Genomic DNA, 2,222 nt, shown 5'->3' with positions numbered 1-2,222 from the left:
ATAGCTAAATATCCTATTATCGGGATGATCGTTCGACCGATTCTGTCGCCCTGACACGAAGGTCAAAAAGAAAGATTAAAGAAAGCTTTTCCTTTGTGTTCTTCGTGTCCTTCGTGGTTCAGTCTTATAAAAATCTTACAGCCTGCTAATAAACCTGAAAAAGTTAAAAACGATTTTTCAGAAGGAAATAAAAAAACAACGGAATGCCCAGTACATAACGGCCAAACAACCGCTTGGGCTCAAGCGCCAGTCGGTATAACCATTCCAGGCCCAAACTGCGAAACAGCCTGGGGGCACGGCTCACCCTTCCAGCACTGAAATCGATAATGGCACCACCACAGACAATCAAAACAGGCCCGGTCAAATGCGCCATTAAACTATGGGCTACCCGCTCCTGTTTGGGCATGCCCATGGCCAGAATAATTAGGCGAGGCTTATCACTATGGCCTTGCTGCTGAACCAGGTCGAGATAGATCTTGTCATCCTTGAAACCATCCAGCTGATGGCAGGGTTTGCCTTTTAGCAAGGTTTTGGCTCCCCGGCTTAACCAAGGCTCTTGTGTGCCAAGTACAAAGACTTCAGCATCAGAATGTTTAGCCAGGTAGTGCTTACAAAGTCTGGGAATCAGATCCGTACCATTGAGATTTGCACCGGGGTAACACTGATTCAGCTTGCAGGCGATTTTAATACCGCCACCATCCCTTAACCGATAGGTTAATTGAGCAAAAGCATCAAAAACCGGCTTGTCTTTCTCCATCAGGTTATAAGCATGCTGATTAACAAAACCAAGGGATACAGGCTTTTTTGTGGCACATATCTCCTGGATAAAACCGGGCACTTCAGACTCCGGCAACAGATCCAGCGTGCGGATAAGGGGGTCGGCAACATCGTTATTATTGATAAACATTCAGGTATTTTACAGCAACAGAAGGCCAGGCAAATTGCCCGGCATAATTTTGTGCAGCTTGGCCCTGTGATTCTGACCATTGCGTCGTTAAAATGTGAATAGCCTGCTCAATGCTATTTTTGTCCAACGTAAACTGTGCGCCCACACCGCTCTCTTCAACAAACCGTTTGAAAGATGGTGGTTCAGCTGACAACAGTGGAACCAGGCCATAAGCCATCAGCTCAACAATACTCAAGCCAAAGCCCTCATAGGATGAAGCACTGATGGTAAAGCGTGCAGAAGCCACATGATGCAATATTTCCTGGTCACTAATATCGGTCAGTAGCTGAACCCGCTCTAAACACCCCAGCTCAGCGATTTTGCTAAGGATTGAAGCAATATCACCAGTTTTAGATCGGCCAATAATTTTCAAACGGACATCAGAATGATCAACACCGGCAAAAAGTTCAACCAGCTCAACAAGGCGTTTATTTTCTGAAAACCGGCCAAAATATATAAAGTCATTAATCTTCTGAATGTTTAGAGCTTTACCAAGCTTTTGGAAACCAACACCATTTTCAATAAGTGATACATTGCGGTTAAGATCCTTAAAGAGCGCATAGTCATTAATGCTACAACAGGTTACTGCATCAAACTGAGAAAGGGAAAATGGAGTAATATATTTAAAAAAAAGCTTTTTCATACCTGCCTGTTTATTGGTATGAAAAAAACCACCATGGGTGGTTAATACAAGCCTAGGTCTTAGCCTACCAAGCCGTTTCTGTAGTGACAGATACTCCACCAAAAAATCTACTGCATGCACATGCACCAGATCGAAACGGTTTAATTCATTAATGGGTAACCAGCAAATAGGATAACGTTTTGAGCCATACCAAGGGTAGCGCTGGACGTGAATTCCAGACTCAACACTAACTGCAGGTAGCTGTTTATTGGCTTGAAAGTCACTATTGGTGGTAAAAACTTTAACGTTATGCCCCAGCTTGATTTGTTCGGTAGCAAGATTAAATACTACATCTTCCAAGCCACCAATACTAGGCAAAAACTGCCGAACTACATGGACAATTTTCATTGTAGATTATTGAATATAATAAAATAGTTATTTAATTAAACTTTACATTCTTGTTGATTACTGCAGTATTGCAATACTCTTTTCTTTAATACCAAATACATCGAAAAATAAACTAAAATGAGTGTATTGAGCATGCCTCTAACACCATAAAAATTAGAAAGTAAAAAAAAGAATAAGAGTGAGTAGCCAGCAGCTCTTAATAAATCTTTATCCATTGAATCAATATTAAGCATTATTGAAATCAGG

Annotated in this window: 3 protein-coding genes; all 3 read right to left on the bottom strand. The window is 41.6% G+C overall.

The window, feature by feature from the left end; genetic code table 11:
- Positions 1–163: 163 nt before the first annotated feature.
- Positions 164–907, bottom strand: a complete 744-nt coding sequence (locus KDK14_RS17500; protein ID WP_257266475.1) for a WecB/TagA/CpsF family glycosyltransferase — start codon at positions 905–907, stop codon at positions 164–166.
- Complete coding sequence (locus tag KDK14_RS17495; protein WP_257266474.1) at positions 894–1,976, bottom strand: glycosyltransferase family 4 protein; 1,083 nt, start codon at positions 1,974–1,976, stop codon at positions 894–896. Before KDK14_RS17495 ends, KDK14_RS17500 begins: the two co-directional genes overlap by 14 nt.
- 35 nt (positions 1,977–2,011) lie before the next feature.
- Positions 2,012–2,222: hypothetical protein (locus tag KDK14_RS17490; RefSeq protein WP_257266473.1), on the bottom strand; the 211-nt coding region annotated here is incomplete at its 5' end.

Origin of the sequence: Endozoicomonas sp. ONNA2 (assembly GCF_024606365.1) — a bacterium.
Taxonomy (GTDB): Bacteria; Pseudomonadota; Gammaproteobacteria; order Pseudomonadales; family Endozoicomonadaceae; genus Endozoicomonas.
Note: the sequence above shows the minus strand (reverse complement) of the source record. Positions and strands in the feature narration are given on the sequence as shown.